Genomic DNA, 21800 nt, shown 5'->3' with positions numbered 1-21800 from the left:
CGAAGACGTCGAAAGAAGACCAAGGAGCAATCGTGACCTAAGCGGGAAGGTATGTTACAATCCCCACAACTACCTAGCGCTGTACTTTTCGACCGCCAAGCGCCGCACTTTTCAAACGCTATTCACACCATTCTGCACCCCTTCCATGAAGGTGTTGTCGAAGGTTGCAAAACGACCATCGTTATCTTGTGAATCAAAGGGTAACGCCATAGATTCCGACAGATGGGATCACACATACTGGGGCCGCTGGGGTTCAGCGAGATTCCATACCGCCATGTTATTGTACTGGTTGCTGCAGATGATTCGCTGACCCGTCTCATCTTCGCTCACTCTCCAATAAGAATTGAAGGGAATCTTCAATGCGTTTGGCAGAGCTAGAGTTACCAATTGAGAAGGAGTTGCGAGAGACGCGATTATTAACTGCTCGGAGTTAATTAGATAAAAACGTCCCAGGTTGGTGATGCCTGCTGACTCAATCTCACTGCCGGGAAAATCCGAGGCGAATTCTTCAGTCCAGTCACTGGGTTCTCCATAACGCATGTCATGAGTTTTTGGTGCGGTCATCCACCAGGCGATACCCAAGAGCATAGCTACCGCAATCACTGTTAATACTGCCTTCGATTTGTGCGAGAGAGGCCGAGTTTCGATTGGTTTTGCAGCGGTCGATGTTTCGGATGCATCGTCGGGTTTGCGGAGGTCATCATCTGGATGAATTTCGATTAGCTGGATGGCCATCGAAGTATCGGATACTTTGTCCTTTTGGCAGAATTCACTGTCTGGACGGGTTTCGTAATCTTGGCGAACTGCGAATTGAAGGGTTACGAATTGAAGGATGGAGAAGAAGATGGCAAGCGAAATTCCACAAATAACTCCGTGATAGACGAAAGAGATATGGGCCCAACCATCATCTAGATTCGCACCTTGGAAAACAAAGATATAAATCCCAGCAATAGCCAATCCCCATAAAGGGCCGAGACAGAACGCGACCAAGGCACCCGACTCCTTATATCTCCAACGCCAAGCCCAGACCGTAATCGCCACGGTAACAGCCACCTCAACCGCCCCGAACCCAACGATATGGCCGATCCCGGCGGCCCCAGCGGCGAAAAGCCCGCTGGCGATGGTGAAGAATGCCATCACTGAAAGAATCGCGATCGCGGTCCATCGGATCGCATACCTCCCTTGATCGAGAAGTCCGTCCCCACAAGGCTGCTGGCATGAAGTTGAAAGAGTTCGGGCTTGGTTTGGCGTTGCAGCGGTCGATGTTTCAGGGGCATCAGCGGGTTTGCCGTGGCCAACAACTGGACGGTTTTTAATTTGTCGGACGGTTTGGCGAGAATGCTCTTTCGTGTCATATCTAATCGCCATTCCAGTGCCCGCTAAAATAAGTCCAACCGACAAATAAAGCGGATATTTCGATGGAATAGCGACTCTTCCCTCCCAATGACCATTGGCGAAACTATTTCCGAAATGCGTTCCTCTGACGAGCACAATTTCCATTCGATAATAATGAAGCATAAACCAAAGATCGCCGCGAGTTCCAGATGAGAAAAAATAGGTTAGGAACAGTAGAACATACCCGACGACCATCGTGATGACCCATTTGTTTTTCATCTTTTCACCCATGATGGCTTGCTTTGGTTTTCGCTCACGGATCGAGTGAAGGGGCAACTTGGATTGGAACGCGAACCAGATGACGTTCGTTCACAAAGAATTCGAAGAAATAGACTCCAGGCTCCAGTTCAGGGACTGTTCGCATTGCGTACCAGATATTATCCCGGATTGGAATCACATTCCTTTCATATCGCCCTTGTGAGCAGAGGATATTGAAGTACAACTCTGCGTCCTTTAGGCCGACTATAATCAGAGAGAAATGAACTGGATCACCCGCAGCAAAGCGAGTCGAGATACCAGTCAATTCTTCAGGAATAGGCATCCCATCTTTGTCGGTGTCCGTCCAGGTATGGTAAAAGTTCAAATGCAACAGCTCACTCACGGGGTCATTGTGAACGCCCACTGGAACGCCAGCAAGAACTATTGGCTTGGCAATTCCTTTGTCGAACACGAAGAGGTATTCCCCGTTTTTTTCCGTCTGCTCAACTTGTTTTTCGCAGGGGAAGATACGCCGCGTGACGTCGACAGTGATGCTGACGTTTTCTCCAGGAGCGATCTCTGATCGAAGTTTCGACGAGAGCATTTCGTCCACAAACATTCCCGCCTTAGGATCAAAGTGACTCTTACTTTCTATTGCTCCTATCTCCGATTTGGGTGGTAGGCCAGTGTGTTCCGAAAAAAGGGACTTTCCTCTGATGTCGCATAACAGTTTCTCATCCTTCCGTTCCAGGCCGACAAGTTCATAGGTGGCCTGACCGTGGGAATGGATATAGTCAACATTCAGTTCGCTGTTTAAAGTCCATGAATCGCCAATCTTCACGGGCTTCTCAGGTAACCCAGGCCAATCTCCTGGAGTGAACTGCATTGGCCCGACCACGGACTCTGCTGCCACTATTTGCTTGACGGCACCACGAGAAGTTACCTCAATTTCGAACTGCGAACTCCTCATTGCCCGGAATTCATAAAGCATCGAATACCTTTCGCTGTCGACTGACGTACCGACAGTGGCGTCGTCTGTTTGGCTGTCATAGTCGAAGGAGAACCATTCACTATGAAATTGAATGCGATCGAAAGTGACTGTGAGAGTAGCTGTTCCATCCGAGTCCACTGAGTTCACGGTCCACCGATAATCATAAATGCGTTTGGTTTGATACTCCTTGTTTTCATCGTCAACCACTGTTTCATTGACTTCCATTTCAACACGAATTACGTCATCAGGTACAAATATCCAACGTAAGGGTGTCTCGGCCTCAGTTCGACTAGCTTGCTGGGTTGTCTGCTGATCGAAAACCTCTTTCCCAAATAGATGTTGCGGGCAAATTAGAATCGTTACGAAAAAACTAGAGATCAGAAAGCTACTGATGGTCACCTCCGAAAACCGAAGAATTCTATTGGAGATGATTTGCTCAGCCTTCTGTCCTGAGGACCTAAGAATGATTCCAGGTCGTAACACTGCCGTGGGCTTATACAGAGTAGCCGCTACTAGACTTCGAATGCGACTTCGCATGATACACCTACCTTTCCTGGGACCAGTGCTCATGCCGACGGCAACCCTCGCCCTGCTGCGGGCAAGTCAACGGAGATGCCCTCCCCTGATAAGACACCCCCATTCTGTCACAGGGGCACAGTGCGATTACGCACGCTGCACGCCCCCGGCACAACGGACTGGCTCCAAAAACCAGGGGTAATTGGCCTCTCACGTACCATGTGGAGACCTAGGAGAATGAAGGGAGCAAACCACATGCCAGCTTTCGGTGGATAACCAAAAGGCATGTCGCATAATGTGACCGCCGCTAGATACGGCACAGGCCAGCCAGCGGCGGCGTGCCAAACCCCGGAACTTGGCAGTGGCTACTGTTGGTGGTGGCGGTCGATAAAGACTCTGTACTTAGCGGCAGGCCGTATCCTGTGTCGGCTGATGAAACTGAATCAGTTTACTTGGCATTGACCGCTAGATCGACCTGAGTCGTGGCACTCGAAAGAGCCCAGCACCATAAAAACATCACTGCGAACCCAAGTCGCTGCCCGACTCCTGGGATCTGTTCCAGGAAGGCGTTGGATGCGAACGCAGGTAACAGAAGCAAACTAGACGCCACACATGCGATTATAGCGTTCTTAGTTATGCCGAGGCCGACCAGAGCCCGAGGCCACACGCAAGCAGCCCATATAAATGCCACGGGGCCGAGTAGCACGAATATGGCATGTGCGATTGTCCAGTTGCTATCCATACGCAACTCAAAGTCTGCAGGGATGGCGGTAGCAGCGAACGCAACGCCAAGGGCGACGACGCCCCACCCTCCGGTCGAGCGGACTCCATGACGCATCAGAAGCTGCTGTAAACCGATTCCGAAAAGTACAATCATTGTGCCAGTAAAGAAAAAGCCGAGTGCATTCCAGAGAACAGCATGAGGAGCACCGAATGCACCCAGCTCGCTGACTGCTTTGGTAAAATGCGAGTAGTTCGGATGGATGGCCGCCACCCCAAAAAGACAGGCAAAGAACCAAGGTCCAACTAACTTTCCTAAGTGCAGTCGATAATCTCGCATAACTTGTATTGGAGCAACGTAGACGAATATTGCCAAGATATTTAGTGGCGACTATCAAGCTGCGTTCGGAGTGAAACTCCGAGGCAGGTCGCGGAGCTTGCCGTGAATAGCGTCGGCGTGCCAAACCCCGGAACTTGGCCGGAGCTACCCACCAACGCCAGCAAGCCACTAGGGGCCACCATTGACCCTCGGAACACAAGATGGCGGCAGACAGCAACCAAGGGCTTGCAGGGTACTTGCGTACATGCATCTTGGCTCTCTCACCCCGGGAGCGAAATGCCGTGAACAGCATTAGCGGGCTTCTGCTTATCTCGAAAGGAATACAGACCCATGCCACTATCGAAAGAGATGCGGGCCTATCTGGCCAGCCGTTACGACTGCGACCCGCACGAGGAAATACTCTTCGATGGGGACGCGGTATCCGTTATCGGCATGTTGCCAGGTAACAACGAACCCGAACAGTTCTTTGCAGGCTACGTTGCCGACATTGAACGCGACATGCACAGGGACCTCGGCACCGAAATGCCTAACGATTTGGGGGCGACCTGAACCGCAAACAATAGCGTCACCGAGGCTCGACTTTTTGATCTCCGAAATGAATCAACACCAGCTATGCCTGATACCGCAGGGAAACGCTACTGATCTCAGAGATCAGAGCCTGAAGCTGTTGGAGAACCCATTTTGCTTTTGGCACTAATCCTGCCTATCTTAACACCGAAAATGTGACTCGCGGTTTTGCAGTGGGTAACTAGGTACTTCAAACCGTTGCTGGGGGGGCGGATGGTAAAAAACCCAAGGCGATGGGGCCCCCTGAGCCACACGGTGTCTTTCAGCTATTTCGAGCTGACTGAGTTTAGATGGGCTGTCCTTTTCACATCAGACTTCATTTGGTTGAGCCGCCAACTAGCAATCGCCTACAAGCCCTCTAACACATCGCATGTCGAAGCAGTAGATTTACCATCGCATGTGACCCACGAGCGTTACACGTGAACTGAGAGGCCTTAGGCAGGCCCTGGACTCTAATCGCTAAGTGGTCAATCATCTCGACGAGCAATGGGGTATTGCAATCAATTGCATTTCATCCCGTTCAGATGCTTTGATCAAAGAAAGCCCCGGCCAGTGGGTGGGTGCCGCTGGCCGGGTTCTTGTAACAACTACCCACTCTTGCGGGCGACTTCCAGACCCAATCCCATCGGATTATCTGATTTCCTCTGCAACTGTAGCGGCCAGAGCCATATTTCGAGCGGTGTAAATTTGAGTAGTGTCCGCCTTGCTGTGGCCCATACAAACTTGTGCGGCCTCTAATCCGTGAGACTTGCGAACCTCCGTGGCAAAGCTATGCTGCAATCTGTGTGGGGACCAACTTGCCACCCCCGCCGCTACCGCTGCCCTTCTAACTGCACGGCAGTAGCTGTGCCTGTCGTACTTCTCACCCGAGGTGCGGCGAGGTTTTTTCTTACGATTGCTCCCCGGTTTATTGCCGCAACTCGAAGGTGTCTTGCGATTCAGATGCTGAACCGCTCTGCGGTTTGCTTCGCTCTCAGCTGGCGAAAAGCAATAGCTGTCCGCAGGTCTCAGCAGGTATTTCAGGAGTATTTGCTGGCAACGGGGGCCAATGAAAATTACTCTCGGCTGATCATGGTGCTCTGTCTTATGGCTCTGCGGAATGTACTCCCACGTTGCCGGGGTCCGGTTGATATCCCCGGGCCTCATATTGCAGATTTCCCCGGGCCTTGCCCCAGTGAGCCGTTGCACTTGCACCATATCGGCAACGATTGCAGGTAGCTTCTCGACCGTGGCTTCGACCACCTCGTTAGATACTGGTTTGACTGGTGAACTTTCCTTTGCCTGGGATCGGCCTTTGCGTAACCCAGTGACGGTCCTTAGGGCCTCGTAGACGGAGCCGGGGATCATTTCCTCACTCACGGCCCACTTGAATACCCGCTTCACTCTGTCCACCTGTTTGTTGACCTGATTCCGGCACCAGCCCATTTCGATCATGGATTGCCGCACTGTCTTGAGTGCCAGGGGGCCAAACTTACTGGCCTGTTCTCTTCCGTAGAGTTCTCTCACGACACCAAGAGCACGCTTTACGGAATAGACCTCGTTGGTGGCTTTCCCATGTTTGCGATAGTAGGTTCTCGCATACCGCATGTAGGCCGCGATGATCTCAACAACGGTGATCTCAACAACGGTGATCTCAACAACGGTGATCTCAACAACGGTGATCTCTTCCTTGCTGTTGGTGAGATTACCACCAGCCTGCAACCACTCAGCTGTGATCCGCCGATAGGCTTCTCGACTAGCAGCAGAGCCATACTTGCCAAGGTAGTGATCCTTGCCGTTAAGAGTGACAACGGCTAGCCCTTTGGCATTGTGGCGTCGATACTTAGGGACGCGTAAAGAATTAGCGTTCGACATCATGCAACCTCCAAACTTGGTCAATCCTGTACGGTACAGGTTTTCCCTTGCTTTCAGGCCGCACTGACGAACGCCGTCAGGTAACATAACTTGTTGCTCGGCTTAGACTTACAAAAGCTCCCCGGGTAGGACTCGAACCTAATCTCGTGGAGTAGAGCTTACGTTAGGCAAACGTTGGACTTGTGAGGTAATTCGGCATTTACGAATAAGTTACGTATGAAATGATATCGTAATCGCGTTGGGTTTCAAGTGGCTTAGTATTGCCAACATTGCCCCGTATTTGCCCCGTGTTGGACGGCTCATCAATTGTCAGTGTTTGGGACCAGGTGAACTCTGCGAACAAGAATATTCAAGCAGCTACGCGTTCGTAGTGCCGCAAGATGCCGAGCAGACTTTCGCGGCACACGATCTGCACACTGTCAGCGAGCGGATCATCGAACTCAGGCCACTTTCCCGTGAGGGTTCAAGTCCCTCCTCCTGTACTTTTTTGTGTCGTTTTCAGATGTGGCTCAGAGACGAACCGCATGGCGATTCTGGCAAGCACACCTACATGCCCACCGTCTGGTGTTCCTCGATGAAACAGGTGCCAACACCAAAATGACGCGACACTGCGGGAGAGCTTTCAGGGGCCAACGAGTCGTGGCGAAAGTGTCACACGGCCACTGGAAAACAACCACGTTTGTCGGTGCACTGCGAACCACGGGCTTTACCGCACCCCTGGTGGTTGACGGACCGATGAATAGAGAAGTCTACTTGGCCTACGTGCAGCAGCAGTTAGTGCCAACACTTCGCTAAGAAGATACCGTTATTCTGGACAACCTCTCCAGCCACAAGAAAGCCGGCGTCAGAAAAGCCATCGAGGAGGCAGGTGCCCGGGTCGTCTACCTCCCTCCCTATAGCCCAGAGCTGAATCCCATTGAGTTGGCCTTGGCAAAACTTAAAACCCTCCTGCGTAAGACGGCAGCACGGAGTGTCGACCAACTCCAGCAGGCCATCGTAAAGTCGCTCAATCAATTCTCTATCAATGAATGCCTGGCCTACTTCCGACACTGCGGATACTCAGCACGGTAATCTTGAATACGCTCTAGTCGACAAAATCATGTAACGCCAACATGTTGGTTGCGTCTTCGGCGACCATCGCTATGGCAACAACATCGAGACGAATCGCTCCGATATTCGTCGTGCTATTCTATTGTCCACATGGATTCGGAAATGCCTTTGAAAGGTTCGGAGCGAGAATGCTAATCTTTCCGGACGAGGATAGCCCAATCTTGATCGTAATCTTGAGGCGCTTTTCCTAGACTGCTTGTTGTCCCTCCTTCGATGCGTTTTACCTCTCCGTCTTGGAGAGCTCCGCCGTTGCGGGTATCGTACCATTTGACTTCGAAGACGCCGCCCGCGTTCGCGAGATCGAGATCTGCTGAACCGCCACCCGGGAGATAGACGACATAGATTTTATCCCTTTTGGCCAGACAGAAGCTTGTGTTACTGTTGTCCACATTGCCAATCAGAGCGTTGGCATTCGTCATATTCTCGAATGGGATTCCGTGGTTCTCAAAGAAATCGAGCGCAATACGGCAGTAGTCCCAAGATTGGTCGCGGCTGCGCCAGTCTTCGCATACGATGTCATTCTCGGGTAGCTTATATCCGAAGTAGTACTCAACACCTGCTCCCCCCGCCATGAGGTTACCCCAAAGGGTGAGCTTGCGGATTCCGTGTAAGTCGTAGTTGCCGAATCGATCCCCGGAGAGACCATTAAATCCCCTGTAACCTGGATCTGGCGGTACACCGGTTTCTGCCGGATTTTGCTCATCATTGGGGACGACCCAAGGTACTCCTGCGTCGAGAGATCGACCTATCCACCGTAAGGAGAACTGATGGGCAGCGTTCCATTTGTTCTGAGTGGAAGCTCCGCGAACCAGAGAGTTGTCTCCTAGCAGGCGGTTGTAGACTAAATCCTGCTGGGAGGGGAACGTGTGTATAACGATCAAATGATTGTAGGGATCGATCTCACTTATGAACTCCGCCATATCGTTTTGCTGCTCAAACGATTGAGTATTCTCCTCTCCCAAATTCCAGTTCAGAGCGAGGTGGTAGCCGAAACGGGCAATGAGTTCACGTAGGTAGAGCTTGCGCTCTGGCCCAGTGTTGCCTCCATCAAGAGATTCTGTAATCAGCTTGGGAGAATTCCGGGGGCCAAACCGGTTGTCGTCAGCCTCATTTTCCTGCAATTTGAAGTGGAGGTAGATGCCGTTTGCTTGGGCGTGATCAAAAATAACGCCCCATTGATCGAGCTTAGACGTGTCGAAGTGATACTTCTGGTCGCGATCTACGTAAGGCCATACGTTATCGCCATCCCCGCCGGCATTGTAGGTAAGAAAGGAAATCGAATTCACCCCTTTCCCGGCAAGATAGTTTAGAGCGCCGATCAACGCTTTTCCTTTGCCACTCTTCCAAGTGGGATCGCCGGTCTTCCAGTCTTGTAGATGTGGCCCCCAGGTTTTCAACGGCGCTTGGTTCGGCAAACGTGTTTCCGTGTTGTCGAAATCTTTGTAGGCAAGTAGCGTCTCTGGAGAATCGGCACCCGCTTTAAGGAAGTACTTCTTCGAGCCAGCAAACTGGAGGTGGTGCTTACCTACGTATTGAAGGCGGCCTTGAGAGCGGAAGTCGCGGCCCGTTTTGTCAGACGCAGTGACTGAAAAACTTCCCTCAACTCCGTGAAATGGTTCCACTAAGAATCCTGCATTGTCTCCGACGGCTACCCTTGGCCCCTTGAGGAACGAAGTCTTATAGATCCACGTCCCTACCTTGTCAGGAGCAAAGTGAGCTCTCCAGATCTTGCCGGAAGTAGCGGATGTGTTGCCAGCATCACCATCTGAAGCAAAATAACCAGGAACGAGATAGGTCGGACTACCAGAAGAGTGTGTGATCTGAAGATCGAAACGGTAGTCGAGGAAAGGGTTAATTTCAGTATCCATTTCGTCGGCTTCGGGGCCTTCGAGATCGATCGTCACCTTGTGCCACTGTTTGAGTTCGCCACCTACGGAGATGTTTACTTTGCTCGCCTTCTCAGCTAGGTCCTCAAAGCCCCGACGGGCAGAATCAACTTGTTCCTTGCTAGCTGACGTTGGCAAGAAGGTGAGCCCGAACCAGCGACCCCGGCTATATTCCATTCCGTCAGCAGAGGCCACCTGCGAGGTCACTTCGATCGATTCGCCTTGGTTGATAACGACATCTTCAAAAACAGCGGTGAACTTGGAGCCGACCTCGAAAGTATCGAGGCTCATCGGACAATCAAATGAACCTACTTCGCGATCCCCGATCTTCAGTGTGAGATGACTCTCTCCGTCATTTTCGCCGACCGCGTGAAAGACGATGATATATGAACCTGGGCCGACAGGCACTTTCGCTGACGCAGTGGCAGTCTTATGTTCATCGGGATTGATTGCCAGCCAACTCCCCTGATCCACATAAAAGTTGGAGTTCTCTATGTTGAAGTCGGTGGCGGCGAGTCGTACGGTTTCTTCTGGAAGAGGGACTGCCGGACCTAGCGGAGCATCTAAAGAGTCTTCTTCTTCGTAGTTACTGGAGAGCGTTTTCGGCGGGGGAGCTTTCCCGACACTTACGACTGGATCTGGGCCAAGGCCCTCGGGCCGGTAATTCCGATCCGATGCGAGAACAAATTTATCGAATTCCAATCCATCTTCTCGCATGGCAAACTGAATGCAGTGTTCACCTGCCGAAGGAACGTCCAAGTAGAGGGCAAATGGCACGCCGGCGTGCGCTTCCTCGGTGCGTTGTCGGCTTTCCCAAGCCCATTGACGTTTGATGGTCGTTTGCCAACACTGGCCTGATTCAGGCCATTGGCCATTGAGGCCGACATGAAGCCCGTTGTCTTCCGAACCTGTCGAATAGTGACGCACCCATACATAATAGCGACCGGGATTGTTAAAGTAGATCTTATAGCTCAGAACTCCCGCCTCGTTAGTTTCTGGAAAAAAATTCTCCCCATGCACCAGGATCTGGCTATGCGACCAGCGCGAGTCGGGCAAAGCTTCTACGTAAGACGCTCCGCTGGATCCAATTAGATGCGGAGTATCGAGGTCAGGCTTGATGTCGAAGATTTTATCTTCTTCAACGCGAAACCAAGCTCGAATGTCGTGCTTTTCCTGCGACAAAAAATGCTCAGCTTCTACCGTTGCTATTCCGTCCACTTCCTCAAAAACAAGATTTGGTTCAGCCATCGGCTTCGTCATCTCAATTGCGGCTGCCGTGCTGTCACTCGCTTTATATTTGACTCCTACTTTTGAGATATCCGTCACTTTTGATTCGATCGGTGCAGGTGCCGCTTCCTTATAGTTGTTGGAAATCAATTTCGGTGCAGGTGCCCTTCCGGCCTTTACCACGGGCTCTGGCCCACTACCTTCGGGCACGTAGTCGCGATTGGATGCTAGTACGAATTTGTCGAATTCGAAACCATCTTCGCGTACTGAAAAATGGATACGGTGTTCGCCTGCTTCCAAAATGTCAAGGTATAGCTTAAACCGTTCACCTACGTGCATTTCTTCAGTTCGTTGACGGCTTTCCCACGCCCAACCGTTTTTCTTGATGGTTTGCCAACGCATTCCTGATTCCGGCCATTCTCCGTCCAGGCCAACGTGAATACCATTGTCTTCGGAACCTGTCGAGAAGTGTCGAACCCAAACGTAGTAACGACCAGGGTTATTGAAGTAAACCTTGTAGGTTAGAATTCCCGCTTGTCCAGGATCAGAGAAGATATTATCCCCAATTACAATCTTGTCGTCATGCGTCGTACGAGAATCTGGGAGCGATTCAAGGTAAGACGCTCCGCTCGAACCCAAGAGATGAGGTCCATCGGGATCTGGTTTCAGGTCTGGCAATTGGTACTCCTCAACTCTATACCAAGCCCGGACCTCTTTCCTTTCTTGCGAAATGAAATGCTCAGCTTCGACCGCCAGAACACCATCGATTTCTTCGAAAACAAGGTCAGGAGCAGCCATCGGTTCAGTCGATGACTTGCCGAAGACTGAACATGTGCAGATCGCTAATGTCGCAAAGGATGTTAGAAGAATAATTCTCTTCATAGTTGCCTCAAGGTTTGCATCAAAAAGCTAAGGTTATCGGAGAAAATCGTCCTTTACCCACTAATCCGAGTCACAAGTAATGCCCATTCGGCCTGACTTCCTGGGGGAGTACCCAGAGATTGAACACTGCCACCATTGATTGTCTCAACTGAACCAGCCTGGAACTCACCATCCTCAATAGGGTCGTACCATTGCAGTTTGTAAGATCCTTTGGCACCGGTCAGATCGAGCTCCAGAGCGTCAGCGTGTTCCGAGTAGACGACATAGACTTCGCCCGGTTTCGTGTAACAATACCCATTGCTGATCATTTGGTTCTGAGTCGTCATTTCAGCCAAGTGTTTGTTAACATATGGGTGTTGGAAAATCGCTAAGCCATTGCGAACTTGATTCCAAATCGACTCCAGACGACGGAAGTCTTCGATCGTGACATCGGTGTAGTCGGGAATTTCATATCCCACGTAGATATTCAGGCCCTCGCCACCCGCCATCAGCACTTTCCAAAGACTGTTCCGTGCGAGGTGGTCTTGCCCCGGGAGAATCTCATTCGGCTCATCATTAGCCACGACCCATTTGTGACCTGCTTCGGCCGAACTCTTGACGTATTTCAACACCTCCTCGTGGTAGTCTTCGTTGATCTGGCCAAACATACATTGGAAACCAGGATTACCTAATTGAGGGTCGTAGACAGGATAACGCAATTCATGCTTTCCACTGCAATGGTGTCCAACTGGATGATCATAAACATCGATCTCCGTAAGGTAGTTTAGGATAGCGCGCATCTCAGTTGGCCTGATTCCGTGCGGCTCTTCGCCAACGCACCAACGCCAGCCCAGGTGGTAGGCAAAACGCGCGTTCAGTTCACGAAAATAAAGAATGCGTAGTGGTCCGAGCAGGTCTCCATCAAGCAATGTCGTATTCTCGTTTTCACTAAGGTACGCATCGTGGTTGATGCCCAGAGCATCCATGTGGGAGAATACGATATCCCATTGGTCAAGCTTGGATACATCATAGATGTCATATGTCACTGGGTCAGTCCAAGGCCAAACGTTTGCGGCATCGCCATTAACCGTAAGTATGATGTCGTATATCGTGTTACATCCCACTGAAGCTAGATAGTTGAGAGCACCGATGATCCCCTTGCCTTTGCCGTTCGACCAAGTCGGGTCGCCCTCTTTCCAATCACCCACGTGGGGTGCGTAGGCATGAAGGCCATCCTCACCCAGGCTCTTGTCATTCATCGAACCGCCTTGATCAAAGGTGCCGTCGAAATCCTCATAGCCCAGGAAATCCTCTGGACTTCCCGGCCCAGACTTCACGAAGTATTCACCTGATTCCGCAAACTGTAGGTAGTGCTCTCCGACGTACCGCAACATGCCCTTTGAATAGAATCCTGGAGCACCGGAATCTGCCTCCTCAATGGTAAACTGGCCTTTCCTCCCATGAAGCACTCCTTGATCGCCGTCCTGTGGCTCTCGGCTGAGTGCAATATCTCTTCCCTCGAGAAAGGATACCGTGTAACTCCATACGCCTAGTGCATCCGGAGTGAACTTGACGCGCCATTTGTTTCCCTCGCTTGCACTCGTATTTGCGGCGTTACCATCGGCCGCAAAGTAGCCCGGCACCGTAAGCGAACGAGAGCCATGCTTGAAAGTGACATCCATTCGATAGTCGCGAAATGTCGAAGGAGATTCTTTAACCTGCGGGCCATCAAACGTAATAGTGACGGGATACCACAGCGATTGTGGTCCTTCGATTTGTGCATCGCTTGCAGTCCCTTGCAAGCTCGTCGAAGCCAGCAGCAAGTAAGACATAGCTATAATGATTGAGTTTTTTAGGCCTTGGATCATGAGGAGTTGCCTAAGACGTGTGTGATGTATTTGACTGGTAGAACGTGGCAAAACTTCCAAAAAACCGAAACATGTATTCGTCCTGGCAATGACGACAGTCGACGGGTCGTGGGCCTTTCCCCGTTCAGTCGTTTTCCGGGCTATCATGCGATACCACTGACGAGAAACAAAGGTCACCGTTAACATGGCTCTGATTGAATTGGCCTCATCATGATCCAGTCGAAAAGTAAATTGCTCAATAAGATTTTCATCGATGCCAGTAATCGGTAACGGCACCATTTCTTTAACTCTCGATGATCCAAATCCGGATTCATTCGACGGGCTAATGCAATCAGTTTAGATACTGAAACTCAAATCTAATAGCTGTTTATTTTCGAATCCACATTAGGTAAACGTGAATGAATGAAATCTAGCTGCCGCTATATCCGTGTGAATCAATCGCGATATTTCTCGAACAACACAACAAACTCAGTATGAATTTTGGGATATATCTTACTGACATCGGTCGCTTCGCCTGGATCAGCCAGAATATCATAAAGTTCACATGGTGCGTCGTGTCCGTACTGCACTGCCTTCCATTTGCCTCGGCGAGCTGCTTGATAGACGTCACCGACAATGCCTGAGTTGGCGTCGCCGGCCTGCTTGCCAAACTCCCAGTAAAGGGTTCGTTCTGCCATTGTGACTGGTTGGTCTGACAATAAGCCTGCAATAGAATTGCCGTTTGTGAGGACGCGCGGTACGACGTTGAGGTCGACACCAGCAACTTCCGCTAGCGTCGGCAAAACGTCTGCAAACGTCCAAGGGGTGTGATCGACCCGCGCTGAGGTGATCATGGCGGGCCAACTGGCAATCATCGGAACGCGGATTCCTCCGTCGAATAGATCGCGTTTAATGCCGCGGAAGGGATGGGAGGCACGAAACAGCACCGGGTTGCTGCCACCTTCTTCGTGGGGACCGTTATCGGATGAGAAAAAGATTAGGGTGTTCTTCTCGATACCTAGTTCCCGCAGTGTTTCCAGAATTTGAGCAACATAATGATCCAAAGCACTTACCATTCCTGCAAAGGTCGCGTAGGGATCTTTCAACCGGTTTGGATAGTACCATGCATACTTATCGCTTGGTTCTCCCGTAGACATGCCAAGATACACCTCTTCTTCAAAAACTCCCTTATAAGGCTGCTTAAATTGGTCTGGCGCCGCCAGTTCGGCGTGCGGAGATGAAAACGCTAGCATGACAAAGAACGGATTAGCGCGCTTTGATCGAATGTATTTGATGGCTTCCTTGGTAAATGCTTGTTGAGCGTAAAGCCCATGCCTGCCGCTTTCGTTTTCTTGAATCCGAATCTTCGTGTTATCACGCCACAGGAAGTGCGGGTACTGGCGATGTCCTTCCAAGATTGAGTTCATCCCAAACCATGTGTCGAATCCCATCGATAAAGGATCTGTAACTCCCATTTGAGTGCCAATTGAGTATTTTCCAAACAAGGCCGTGTCGTACCCTGCATACTTTAATACCTGTGCCAGCGTGACATCGAGCTTTCCCAACTCCACAGTGTTCGAATTGTCACGTAAAAGCCGACTGTCACGTCCCGTGAACAAGGAAACACGTGAAGGAGAACAAACTGTGTTTCCGGCATAAGCGTTCGTAAATCGAATCCCGGTGGAAGCCAAACGATCTAAGTTCGGCGTCTTAATTGGCGAGTCTCCGTTGCAGCCTAGTTGATTAAAACCAAGATCGTCGGCCAAAATAAATATAATATTTGGACGACTGCTTTCCTCCTTAGCTTGCGCGGTGCATACAATCACACTCAGAAACAGATAGCCTAGTATTCTCACGTAACGGGTGGACATTTATCACGCACTCCTATTTCTATTTCAAATGTCATTCTGTCCTGTCCACACTGCCTATATGCTTCGCGGTCTAGCGAGAAGCGATTGTAAAATTGGTCTGCCTTATTCTCTCTCTACTGCGTCGCCAGGCGAAACCGGTGCCGATGCTATGGGGCCAGCAGTCTCGTACGCACGCTCTACAATTTCCAACGTACGCAGGTAGTCTGACGCGTCCGTTTCAAATTCCCGGTCATTGCGCAGACAATCGACGAAGTGTGCCTGAGTGGAGTAAACGCAATCGCCAGCAAAACCGGCGTCGGAAAAGGAGTAGTGGTGAGGCTCCTCTTCGCTCCCGAGTTGCTGCAAAGTGATCCGGCCGTCTCCGTACAAACGGATAGTGCCGTCGTCGCAGTCCATCGTCAGCTCGCCAAATGTCAGACGGGGATTTGGATAATTCGGCTCGTTGTATCGATTGGCGTCGAGAATTCCTAAAGCGCCTGACTTGAATCTGCACGCGACGACGCCAGCATCTTCGCCCACGATCACTTGATTGAGTCGACATAGGTAGGCATGAACATCGACAATTTCCCCGGCGAGAAAGCGAAAGACATCAATCAGGTGAACGCCTGTCTCGTGCAGAAGTAGTCGGGGCATCTTTCGGAAATAAGGCTGGCGTTCAAGATAAGCGTCCTCATGCCAACCATCGCCCATACGCATCCGGAAAGCAATTTGATGCACTTGGCGGCCTACTACTCCTGCCTTCAAGAGCCGCTTTATCTCCCGGTACCATGGTTGAAAACGAAAGTTCTCATGCACCATGAGTCGCAAGCCTGCGTTGCGAGCCGTTTCAACAATCTCCACAGCCGTTGAAAAATCGGGTGCAAGAGGCTTCTGACAAATAGCTGCCGAAACATGGCCGGAGCAAGCTTGCACCAACGCTAGGTGCGACTCTGGAGGAGTGATAATATCGACGAAGTCTGGTTGGGTCTCTTCGAGGGCCTGGGCAAGATCGCTGAACGGCTGAGCGCTGTCCAGCTGAGCAAGAGCAGCAACTACACGCGAATTGTCCCGATCACACACGCCGACGATGCGTACATCCCGCAGACGGACCCAAGCGTCCAAATGAAAACTGGCGAAGTAGCCGGCCCCGACGCAGACTCCTGTAAGGGGTTTCATGACAACTTACTCAGCTGAAGGCTTAGAGCTACGACGTCGAGTATCGATCAGTAATAATCCGAGTAAAAAGAGGGTAGCCGCAGTCGGTTCTGGGACAGCAGTGGCCGCACTCAATGGATTGCCGTAATTCGACTGCCAAGCGAGGAGGTCCGCGGCATAGTCAGGACCGGGTGATCCCCCTCGCTGCCAGACGAGAAAGTCCCTGCCGTCGACATCTCCGTCGTTGTCAAAGTCGCCAGGTATGCTAGTAATTTCGCCGATGAGCTCCACTGCATCGATTCCTACCAACCGGACGGCCTTGAGCAGAAAAGTCTCTATCCTAAGCTCGAACTGGGGACTGTCTTGCAAGCTCGCTGGAATGTCGAAAGTGAAGTCCTGAAACTGGGTCGTCAAAATGGCTCCATTAGGCCCCACGAGGTTGGGGTTCAGTTGAGTGAACTCTGCGATGGTCTCATAGGGGTTATCACCATCCCGTCCGAGAATCCGTATATAGTCATTCTCAAATTCATCAAAATTCTCCGTGGCTGCAAGCTGAATCTTCAGTTGAGGATTCTCAACATTTGATAGATCAAATGCTGAAAGAGGCTCATAAGCCCGCGGATCACCGCTATTTGGTGCGACTGGGTCAAAAGAGCGGCCGGAACGGAGATAACCCTCCCCCTCATACCCGGTCAAGTCAAGTGGAACCCCAAACTCTACGCCAGGCCGCCTTGCGACGACGTGGGCTCCCGAGGCGATTGTCCCGTTGGTGATATCGCCAAGGCGTTTGCGATCAGCGCTAGGGTCGATCACCTCGACTAGGCCTTGTGGCAGGCCTGCCGCAAGCGGGTGCAAATCATCAACAATTTCGATCATCGTTTGCCCGTTGGCATTTTCTCCGCGAATATCAGCAAGTCCCAAATCGGCGGAATTGTGAAATAGTGCCGTCAAGACTGGAATGTCAAGTGTCTTGTAAGCTGCGTCAAACGACGCGGGGGAGACTCTCGATGATGCCAGAATCACTAGATCGGTAGAGCCGGAAGCTGGCGCCGCAGCGGCGTGCGTTTGCACTGTCACGTTGTGGCCGGCGGCAGATAAGCGGTTGAAGAAAGCTTCGTCAAAAGATCGTAGAAAGAATCCTGAGAAGTAGCCTTCCACAACGAATGTGATGTCCAGTGGATCCGTACTATCGGCGGCCCATTCAATCGCAGCGTACGTAAGATTCCATCCATTAGCAGTCAAGTAAGTACCCGATGGATCGTTCGGCACGATGTCCCCCGTTTGGCTCTCAATAAAGTAAGTGGCCCGACGAGCCGGCGCACCCGTACCGTCAAATAACAGGTCGCCCGTTTCCCATGCCGCGATTATAGGTTTTCCATCTACGGAGCCCGGGACCGTCGTGAATAATCGATTCAGATCGGCAAAATACCGGCCCTCCAGGTTGTAACGTGTACCGTCGCCATCGTCATTGAAATCTTCAAGGAATATCGTCGTCGGCTGCGCCCAGACAGAACTCGCGAAAGTCACAATCAGCATGCTCAATAACCCGACGACTACAATAACACGTTGCGACCGTCTGTGATTGAATGGAAATAACATGGTCTTCCTCATATGAAACTTGTGATTTATTCAAATGATAGGACAGGCGACGGCTCCTAGCGGAAGCCGCCGCCCGTCGCTGCCCCAACAATTACAGTTGTCGGACTCGCGCCCACGCCTATCTCTGGCCTGGAACTTCCTTGCGTCGAACACGCCGAACCGCGCCGACACCGGCTACGGCAAAGAAGCTCATCACAATCGTCGTCGGTTCAGGAATCTGCGAAATTGTCAAGCTATCGATGCCGACACTAAATCGGGCTTCGGGTATGAGTTTCGTTTCAATCTTCAACATGAAGTCGGAGCTGTCCCCTAAAGCAGTGGGAATGTCGAACGAGAGGGTTTGGAATTCATTGGTTAAAACTGTTCCATCCAATGCTTCCAAGTTTCCATCGAGGTTCGAGTTCAACTCTCCAATCAATTGATAGGGATTACCTCCAGATTTACCAAAGATCTGAATGAAGTCATCCACGAAGCTGTCGTTAGGACCTCGGGTCGCCGACAACGATAGGCTCAACCGCGGCTGAGTAACACCAGTGAGATCGATCTCCATCGACTCAAAAATGCGGGGTTCATTCTGGTTGGGGACTGCTCCATTCGAACGTCCGACGCGCAAGTATCCCGCTCCTTCGAAACCGATAAGATCGCTGGGAGCTTCGATCATCTGGTCGAAAGTTTTGGCCACCACGTGGGCGCCCGCTGCGATTTCACCGCGCGTGACGATCGTTAGTCGCTGCCGGTCCGTAACGTCTTCAATGACCTGCAGCGGTCCGTTGGGAAAGCCAGCGGCCAAAGGGTGCGATCCATCAACAATATCCAAGCTCGTCGTGCCGTTGGTGTTGTCGCCACGATCATCTCCTAGATTCAGGGCAACCGCCTCGTGAAACAAACCGGTTACGATGGGAACCGCGAGGCTGCCGAAGCCCGGGTCAAACGTGGTTGGAGGGGCGTTGCTCGAATTCAGAAAAATCAGATCGAAGCTGCCGGCCGTAGATGAGTCCAGGTCCTCATGCCGCACCTTAGTGACCGTATGCCCCACACTAGTTAGGCGTGCCTCCAGCTCCAAATCGAAAGCCGTGGGAAAAAGCTCGTCAACTCCATAGAGGATATTCAAGTTTCCGGTTGAGTTGGCAGCCCACTGCACGGCGGCAGTCGTGAGATCCCATCCCGCGTCCGTAAGAAAGTTGCCGGAGCCTCCCAAACCGGGCGTGATATCGCCAGTCTGATGTTCGGCGAAGTAAGTTGCTCGCCGTGCGGGAGCGCCCGTACCGTCGGATAGCAAATCGCCTGTATCCCAGCCAGCGATGATGGGGACTCCCGGCACCTCAAACGGAACGGTGGTGAACAGCAGACCTGGAAAGCGGATAAAGTACCTACCGTCGAGGTTGTAGCGGACGCCGTCGCCGTCGTCGTCAAAACCTTCGAAGTAGGTTGGCTGGGCCATTAAGGTCGAAAAAAGACATAGCACCAGTAAAACCGGCAATACGCAGGCCGACGGCACTTTTCTTAAACAACACGCGACAAGAGACTTTACTTTCATGTTCATGAGACTTTCCCTCCAAAGATGAGCATCGAGCAGGATTAAAGTCGGCAATTAGTGCTCAATTAATGCCGCACACATTACATGTTTCCATTGAATCTATTAGTCTTTAAGTTAAGGCATTTCATTTATACTGGTCAATCGCCGTAGGCGAGAGACATCGTTTGCGACTCATGGGGTTTCTACTTCAACTAAAAACTCGTTGGAAGTTTTCTCTACGGTGTAAGTTAGTCCGGATTCCTCCGGATAGGTGAATCGCTTGTCAATGATAGGCGGTAGTCTGGCGTCATCTCTTTCGGAGCGCGCCGGCGGGAGAACGGCGACGCGATACGTCCCTGGCTGAGCGCCGTCGCCGGGTTCTCTTGTGCCCAGCTCAAACTGACCGTTTTCGCCGATATCCCCGGACACACCAAGTAACATGCCTGCCCCTTGCAACTGGAAGACAATCCCGCCCCCAGGAAAAGGTTTACCGTCCTTGTACACGACCCGACCCGTTACTGGATATAGTTCCAAGTCCGAGCCACATCCTGATGCAATGACGCAGCTCACAATCAGGAGAATTCGAGTTGCAGTTGAAGTGTGAGTGATGTTCATATTAATTCGAGATTTCGCCTCCATTACTCGAACCCTTTAATCCAAGTTGACAACCTGTTCATCGTCGATTTCTGAAAGCCAGCGAAGCGCCCGGCCATCTGTGTCTACAGACACAACTGCGACGTGGCCGTCGACAAACACGAACTGAGCTACACCGGGATGAGCGCTCCCGTACTGAACCGCAAATCGCTCGTTGAGCGACTTGGCGAGTAGAACAGTCTCATTGGCAACGCGAGTGGTCGTCTCAGAGTCCTTGCTGTCATAGATCGACCGGTCCCAGAAAGCGCGGCCATCCCAGCCTTCCGTTACATGCTTCTCTCCAAATAGGAACGTGACACTCGTTCCGTCAACGATATTCGAAAAAGTCTTCTTAGTTTGTGGATCGGTGACATTTTTATGAGGAAGGAAGGGCCCGTTGTTATTCGTTCGATGCGAACTGATTTGCTCATTAGGGCTGACGCGGCCCTGGTTAGAACCGCCGTTGGCTGCATAGTCACCGCAAGCACCCGTTTCGGAACTTACCACACCACCCGGGAACTCTTCTCCCGTAGCTAAAGTGGGAGGTCTGCGGGAGGGGCAAGAGTATACATCTACGTGCATCTCTCGCAGCTCAACCGGAGCCGCGGCAAAGTTCAGCCCCGTCGAAGCCCCCGGCTGAACGGCATCCCAACGTGCATAAGCCGGCTGCTGTTCCAAATAGGGAAGGATTTCGACCGCCCAGGTGATTCCAGTATTATAGTTGGTGGTGCGTAGATGCGGGAAGTTGTTCCGAGCATCAACGAAAGAATGAACCGCTAGGCCCAATTGTTTTAGATTATTTGTACAACTCATCCGCCGGGCTGCTTCGCGGGCCGCTTGAACCGCAGGAAGCAATAGAGCAACGAGGACACCAATTATTGCAATAACGACGAGAAGCTCAACGAGAGTAAAGCCAATCTTACTGGGACGTCTTACATTCACAATCGACCTCCTTTTTCTAGATCGCCCCGTCGAAGAATGAGGGGCCTATGTCTAAGCAGTGTGAAATTGAATTGGTTAAATAGCGAAAAGACTAACGTTGTTTGCAATAAACTAATGTCTGATAAATAGTTCACAACGAACAATAGATTTCCTTACTCAGTTTTAACTCTACTAACGGTAACGTGTGTGTACAAGAGAAAAGCTATTAGAAAGCACTTAAGCTGAATTAGGAAATTCCTAAGTGTCGTGGCTGCCATGGATGTATTAAGGGTCCTCCGTTTGACTCACTTGAGTAGCTGCAGCGTCCCGCCAGAAACTGATCCCGCCAGCGGATAATGGTCGCTCGATCCACTCCGATGCGACGAGCGATTAACTCGGCCGACTCCTCACCACGCAGCAAACTCAAGACCGCCTCACGGCATTCACTCGACGACAACTTACGGGGTCTGCCCATCTCTAAACTCCTTTATCAAATTGAGGTACTAATCTCAAGCTAACAAAAAAGTGTCGTAAAACAAATTCCCAGGAACCTAGAGCTATACATTTACAAGTCCATAATGATTCGTTCGCGGGAATGCAAGTGTATTGTTGCC

Annotated in this window: 16 protein-coding genes and 1 pseudogene; 3 read left to right on the top strand and 14 right to left on the bottom strand. The window is 51.2% G+C overall.

Annotated features, from left to right (window positions below; genetic code table 11):
* Positions 1–228: 228 nt before the first annotated feature.
* From Pla144_RS09570 to Pla144_RS09560, 3 genes are all read right to left on the bottom strand, one after another.
* Positions 229–1137, bottom strand: coding sequence for a hypothetical protein (locus Pla144_RS09570; RefSeq protein ID WP_146450414.1), 909 nt, complete (start codon positions 1135–1137; stop codon positions 229–231).
* On the bottom strand, positions 1137–1355 hold the full coding sequence (locus Pla144_RS09565) for a hypothetical protein (protein ID WP_146450413.1): 219 nt from the start codon (positions 1353–1355) through the stop codon (positions 1137–1139). Before Pla144_RS09565 ends, Pla144_RS09570 begins: the two co-directional genes overlap by 1 nt.
* 293 nt (positions 1356–1648) lie before the next feature.
* Positions 1649–3121 (bottom strand): hypothetical protein, encoded by a 1473-nt coding sequence (locus Pla144_RS09560; protein ID WP_146450412.1) that lies wholly within the window; start codon positions 3119–3121, stop codon positions 1649–1651.
* A 264-nt stretch (positions 3122–3385) separates the two neighbouring features.
* On the opposite strand from Pla144_RS09560, the gene Pla144_RS24535 reads away from it, so the two are divergent.
* Complete coding sequence (locus tag Pla144_RS24535) at positions 3386–3562, top strand: hypothetical protein (protein WP_197530537.1); 177 nt, start codon at positions 3386–3388, stop codon at positions 3560–3562.
* On the opposite strand, the gene Pla144_RS09555 is transcribed toward Pla144_RS24535, so the two are convergent.
* Positions 3549–4160: a DUF998 domain-containing protein gene (locus tag Pla144_RS09555; RefSeq protein ID WP_146450411.1), complete on the bottom strand. Its 612-nt coding sequence runs from the start codon at positions 4158–4160 to the stop codon at positions 3549–3551. The genes Pla144_RS24535 and Pla144_RS09555 overlap by 14 nt on opposite strands.
* A gap of 330 nt (positions 4161–4490) precedes the next feature.
* On the opposite strand from Pla144_RS09555, the gene Pla144_RS09550 reads away from it, so the two are divergent.
* A complete protein-coding gene (locus Pla144_RS09550) occupies positions 4491–4709 on the top strand; it encodes a hypothetical protein (protein ID WP_146450410.1) in 219 nt (72 codons plus the stop codon).
* A gap of 648 nt (positions 4710–5357) precedes the next feature.
* Here Pla144_RS09550 and Pla144_RS09545 read toward each other — a convergent pair.
* Positions 5358–6584: a tyrosine-type recombinase/integrase gene (locus Pla144_RS09545; protein ID WP_197530536.1), complete on the bottom strand. Its 1227-nt coding sequence runs from the start codon at positions 6582–6584 to the stop codon at positions 5358–5360.
* A gap of 486 nt (positions 6585–7070) precedes the next feature.
* On the opposite strand from Pla144_RS09545, the pseudogene Pla144_RS25085 reads away from it, so the two are divergent.
* A pseudogene (locus Pla144_RS25085) lies at positions 7071–7652 on the top strand (IS630 family transposase).
* A gap of 170 nt (positions 7653–7822) precedes the next feature.
* Here Pla144_RS25085 and Pla144_RS09530 read toward each other — a convergent pair.
* From Pla144_RS09530 to Pla144_RS09485, 9 genes are all read right to left on the bottom strand, one after another.
* Positions 7823–11686 (bottom strand): DUF5060 domain-containing protein, encoded by a 3864-nt coding sequence (locus Pla144_RS09530; protein ID WP_231936263.1) that lies wholly within the window; start codon positions 11684–11686, stop codon positions 7823–7825.
* Between the two features lie 53 nt (positions 11687–11739).
* Positions 11740–13497, bottom strand: a complete 1758-nt coding sequence (locus Pla144_RS09520; protein ID WP_197530535.1) for a DUF5060 domain-containing protein — start codon at positions 13495–13497, stop codon at positions 11740–11742.
* 470 nt (positions 13498–13967) lie between these two features.
* Positions 13968–15383 carry a sulfatase-like hydrolase/transferase gene (locus tag Pla144_RS09515; protein WP_146450405.1) on the bottom strand — a complete coding sequence of 472 codons (1416 nt, stop codon included), beginning with the start codon at positions 15381–15383 and terminating at the stop codon, positions 13968–13970.
* A gap of 102 nt (positions 15384–15485) precedes the next feature.
* The gene (locus Pla144_RS09510) at positions 15486–16538 is read right to left on the bottom strand and encodes a Gfo/Idh/MocA family protein (RefSeq protein ID WP_146450404.1); all 1053 of its coding nucleotides are present in this window, start codon (positions 16536–16538) and stop codon (positions 15486–15488) included.
* A 6-nt stretch (positions 16539–16544) separates the two neighbouring features.
* On the bottom strand, positions 16545–18116 hold the full coding sequence (locus Pla144_RS09505; RefSeq protein ID WP_146450403.1) for a hypothetical protein: 1572 nt from the start codon (positions 18114–18116) through the stop codon (positions 16545–16547).
* Between the two features lie 118 nt (positions 18117–18234).
* Positions 18235–19659, bottom strand: coding sequence for a hypothetical protein (locus Pla144_RS09500; protein ID WP_146450402.1), 1425 nt, complete (start codon positions 19657–19659; stop codon positions 18235–18237).
* A 165-nt stretch (positions 19660–19824) separates the two neighbouring features.
* Positions 19825–20247 (bottom strand): hypothetical protein, encoded by a 423-nt coding sequence (locus Pla144_RS09495; protein WP_146450401.1) that lies wholly within the window; start codon positions 20245–20247, stop codon positions 19825–19827.
* Positions 20248–20283: 36 nt separating this feature from the next.
* The gene (locus tag Pla144_RS09490; protein WP_146450400.1) at positions 20284–21207 is read right to left on the bottom strand and encodes a DUF1559 domain-containing protein; all 924 of its coding nucleotides are present in this window, start codon (positions 21205–21207) and stop codon (positions 20284–20286) included.
* A 226-nt stretch (positions 21208–21433) separates the two neighbouring features.
* Positions 21434–21661 carry a hypothetical protein gene (locus Pla144_RS09485; RefSeq protein WP_146450399.1) on the bottom strand — a complete coding sequence of 76 codons (228 nt, stop codon included), beginning with the start codon at positions 21659–21661 and terminating at the stop codon, positions 21434–21436.
* Positions 21662–21800 lie beyond the last annotated feature (139 nt).

It is taken from the genome of Bythopirellula polymerisocia (genome assembly GCF_007860015.1).
Classification (GTDB): domain Bacteria; phylum Planctomycetota; class Planctomycetia; order Pirellulales; family Lacipirellulaceae; genus Bythopirellula; species Bythopirellula polymerisocia.
The sequence above is the reverse complement of the archived record's forward strand: the minus strand, read 5'-3'. Positions and strand labels throughout refer to the sequence as shown.